This window comes from Micromonospora sp. NPDC049799 (genome assembly GCF_040656655.1).
Classification (GTDB): domain Bacteria; phylum Actinomycetota; class Actinomycetes; order Mycobacteriales; family Micromonosporaceae; genus Micromonospora.
In genome coordinates this window covers 1-3,361 of the sequence record NZ_JBFAMU010000527.1, presented here as the reverse complement: position 1 = coordinate 3,361, position 3,361 = coordinate 1, and the positions used below count along the sequence as shown (strand labels likewise).

At 75.8% G+C, this 3,361-nt stretch carries 4 protein-coding genes; 2 read left to right on the top strand and 2 right to left on the bottom strand.

Annotated elements, in window-relative coordinates:
- Both AB0I76_RS25745 and hemE read right to left on the bottom strand, forming a co-directional pair.
- The coding region (locus AB0I76_RS25745) for an FAD-dependent oxidoreductase (RefSeq protein ID WP_357040451.1) at nucleotides 1–596 on the bottom strand (596 nt) is incomplete at its 3' end.
- Nucleotides 597–601: 5 nt separating this feature from the next.
- Complete coding sequence (gene hemE, locus AB0I76_RS25740; RefSeq protein ID WP_357040448.1) at nucleotides 602–1,699, bottom strand: uroporphyrinogen decarboxylase; 1,098 nt, start codon at nucleotides 1,697–1,699, stop codon at nucleotides 602–604.
- Between the two features lie 209 nt (nucleotides 1,700–1,908).
- Between hemE and AB0I76_RS25735 the strand changes: the two genes are divergently transcribed.
- Entirely contained in the window at nucleotides 1,909–2,481 is a 573-nt protein-coding gene (locus AB0I76_RS25735) for a DUF3000 domain-containing protein (protein ID WP_357040444.1), read from the top strand.
- 90 nt (nucleotides 2,482–2,571) lie between these two features.
- Nucleotides 2,572–3,361, top strand: a 790-nt coding sequence (locus AB0I76_RS25730; RefSeq protein ID WP_357040441.1) for a ribonuclease D, incomplete at its 3' end; no start/stop codon positions are given.

The window sequence follows — 3,361 nt, the reverse complement described above, 5'->3', positions numbered from 1 at the left end:
GTGTGCTCGACACGGGCGGCCCGGGCCAGCGCCGGCATCGTGGTGACCAGGGACAGGTCGTCGGCGCGGCCCGCGTACACGCCGCCGAGCATCGGGTCGACCAGCCGGTCGACCACCTCGTCGCCGAACCGCGCGCGGACCAGGGCGCCGACCGCGACGTCGTCGTCCGGGCCGAGCAACGGGCCGCCACCGTCGGTGTCGGCGTCCACTGCCGGACGCGCGACCGTGGTCACCCGTTCCAGATCCCCCGGTACGCCCACCAGCGTGCCGCCCGGGATCGGGCGCAGCCCTCCGTCGACCACCAGCGCGGCCTGCCCGACGGTGGGGTGCACGATGCGGTCGGCCAGACCGAGCCGGTGGACCAGGGCCACCGCGGCCGAATCGCCGCCGGCCGGGTCGCGCATCAGGAACGACTCGGCGCCGAACTCCACCGGCGAGCCGGCCAGCTCGCCGGTGCGCAGCTTGCCGCCGAGGGCGCCGGACTGCTCGTACACGGTGATCTCGGTGCCGGCGGGCGCGCGGTAACGCAACCGGACCGCGGCGGCCAGCCCGGCGATCCCGCCGCCGACCACCGCCACCCGCCACGGCGTCCGCACGGTGCTCAGCCCTGGTCGGAGGGGCGGGCGGACAGCTCGTGCACCAGGGCGACCACCCGGGTCAGCACGTCGGGGTCGGTCTCCGGGAGCACGCCGTGCCCCAGGTTGAACACGTGGCCCGGCGCCGCGCGACCCTGCTCCACGATCCGCCGCACCTCGGCCTCCACCGCCGGCCAGGGTGCGAGCAGCACGCACGGGTCGAGGTTGCCCTGCACCGCCCGGTCCGGGCCGATCCGGCGGGTCGCGACGTCCAGCGGCGTACGCCAGTCGACGCCGACCACGTCGGCGCCGGCCTCGCCCATGGTGGCCAGCAACTCGCCCGTGCCCACCCCGAAGTGGATGCGCGGCACACCGGCGTCGGCGAGCCCGGACAGCACGGCGGCGGAGTGCGGCAGCACGAAGCGGCGGTAGTCGGCCTCGGAGAGCGCGCCGGCCCAGGAGTCGAAGAGCTGCACCGCGGACACCCCGGCGTCGATCTGCACCCGCAGGAACGCCAACGTCACCTCGGCCAGCCGGCCGGCGAGGGCGTGCCACAGCTCCGGCTGCCCGTACATGAGGGCCTTGGTCTTCGCGTGCGTCCGCGACGGCCCGCCCTCGACGAGGTAGCTGGCCAGGGTGAACGGCGCCCCGGCGAAGCCGATCAGCGGGGTGTCGCCCAGCTCCGCGACGAGCAGCCGGACCGCCTCGTCCACGTACGAGACGTCCTCGCGGGTGATCGGGCGGATCTTCTCGACGTCGTCGAGGGTGCGCACCGGCTCGGCGACGACCGGCCCGGTGCCGGGCACGATGTCCAGGTCGACACCGGCGGCGGCCACCGGCACCACGATGTCGCTGAACAGGATCGCGGCGTCCACCCCGTGCCGGCGGACCGGCTGGAGGGTGATCTCGGTGACCAGGTCCGGGCGGCGGCAGGACTCCAGCATCGCGACGTTGGCCCGGATCTCCCGGTACTCCGGCAGCGAGCGACCCGCTTGGCGCATGAACCAGACCGGGGTGTGCGAGCGGGGCTGACGCCGGCACGCCCGGACGAAGGGAGAGTCGGCCGGTCCGCCGGGGCGGGGGTCGTCGTCTCGGGCGACGGTGCCCGTGGTGTCGGTGCTCATCGCGGCAATCGTGCCACGCGGCCCACCCGCGCCCACGCCCACCATCACCTTTTGTGACGTGAAAGGAAGGGCCCCCCGTCAACGCCTCCGGTAGAGGAAGGGCCCCCGGTTTACACCCCGGCGTGCACGGGTGAAGAGCCACCGTCCCGGGGCCGGGACTTCGGCGCGCCGTACGGGTCGGCGGGCAGCCGGCGGCTTACGCTTCCGGCATGGCCCTCCCGATCGCGCTCCCGGAGACCTTCGCCCGCGCGGTCGCCGGGCTGCGGTCCGCGGCGCCCCGGCCGGAGATCCTGCTGGAGGAGGTGGGCGCGCCGCAGCGGCTCGCCCCGTACGCCTTCGCGCTCTCCGCGACCGTGCTGCGCGACGGCGACGAGGTGGCCACCGGGCGGCTGATCCTGCTGCACGACCCGGCGGGCCACGAGGCGTGGCAGGGCACCCTGCGGCTGGTCACGTACGTGACGGCGGAGCTGGAGGTGGACCTGGCCGCCGACCCGCTCCTGCCCGGCGTGGGCTGGACGTGGCTGACCGACGCCCTCGACGCGCAGGACGCCGGGCACCGGGCGATCGGTGGCACGATCACCCAGACCATGTCGACGCGGTTCGGTGACCTGGCCGGGCCGCCGGCCGCCGGTGACGTCGAGATCCGGGCCTCCTGGACTCCACTCGACGACGACCTGGCCCCGCACCTGAACGCCTGGTGCGCGCTGCTCGCCTCGACGGCCGGCCTGCCGCCGCCGGGGGTCACGGCGCTGCCCGAGCGGCGTCCCGCCGGCGCCGCCTGAGCGCCCCCGGAGGACACCCGGACGTCATCCGACCGACACGCGCCGGACCGGCTGCACACACGGATTCGACTCGCGCACTAGGGTTGTCAGGTGACCGACGAACCACCCCTGCGCCGTCGGGCCGCCGAAAGCCGTACGGGACACGCACCGCACCACCCGCCGTCGGCCCTGCCGGAGCCGGAGGACGCGGGGGACGCCCCGACCGCCGGTGGGCCCGTTCCGCTGACCGCCCCCCGCGACGGCACGCCCCAGCCGGTGGCCACGCCGAGCGAGCTCGACGAGGTCGTGGCCCGTTTCGCGGCGGGCAGCGGCCCGGTCGCCCTGGACGCCGAACGCGCCTCGGGGTACCGCTACAGCCAACGCGCCTACCTCGTGCAGCTGCGCCGTGCCGGCGCCGGCACGGTGCTGATCGACCCGCTGCCGTTGCCCGACCTGACCGCGCTGGACGAGGTGATCGGCCAGGCCGAGTGGGTGCTCCACGCGGCCAGCCAGGATCTGGCGTGCCTGGCGGAGCTGGGCCTGCGCCCGCGCCGGCTCTTCGACACCGAGCTGGCCGCCCGGCTGGCCGGCTTCGAACGGGTCGGGCTGGCCGCGCTGACCGAGCAGCTGCTCGGGTTCAGCCTGGAGAAGCACCATTCGGCCGCCGACTGGTCCAGCCGGCCGCTGCCCGAGTCGTGGCTGACGTACGCGGCGCTGGACGTGGAGATGCTCGTCGACCTGCGCGACGCCCTCGACGCCGAGTTGGCCCGGCAGGGCAAGTCGGAGTGGGCGGCGGAGGAGTTCGCTGCCCTGGTCCGCAACGGCGCCCGCCCGCCCCGGGTGCGCGCCGAGCCGTGGCGCCGCACGTCCGGCATCCACCGGGTCCGCGGGGCGCGGGCGC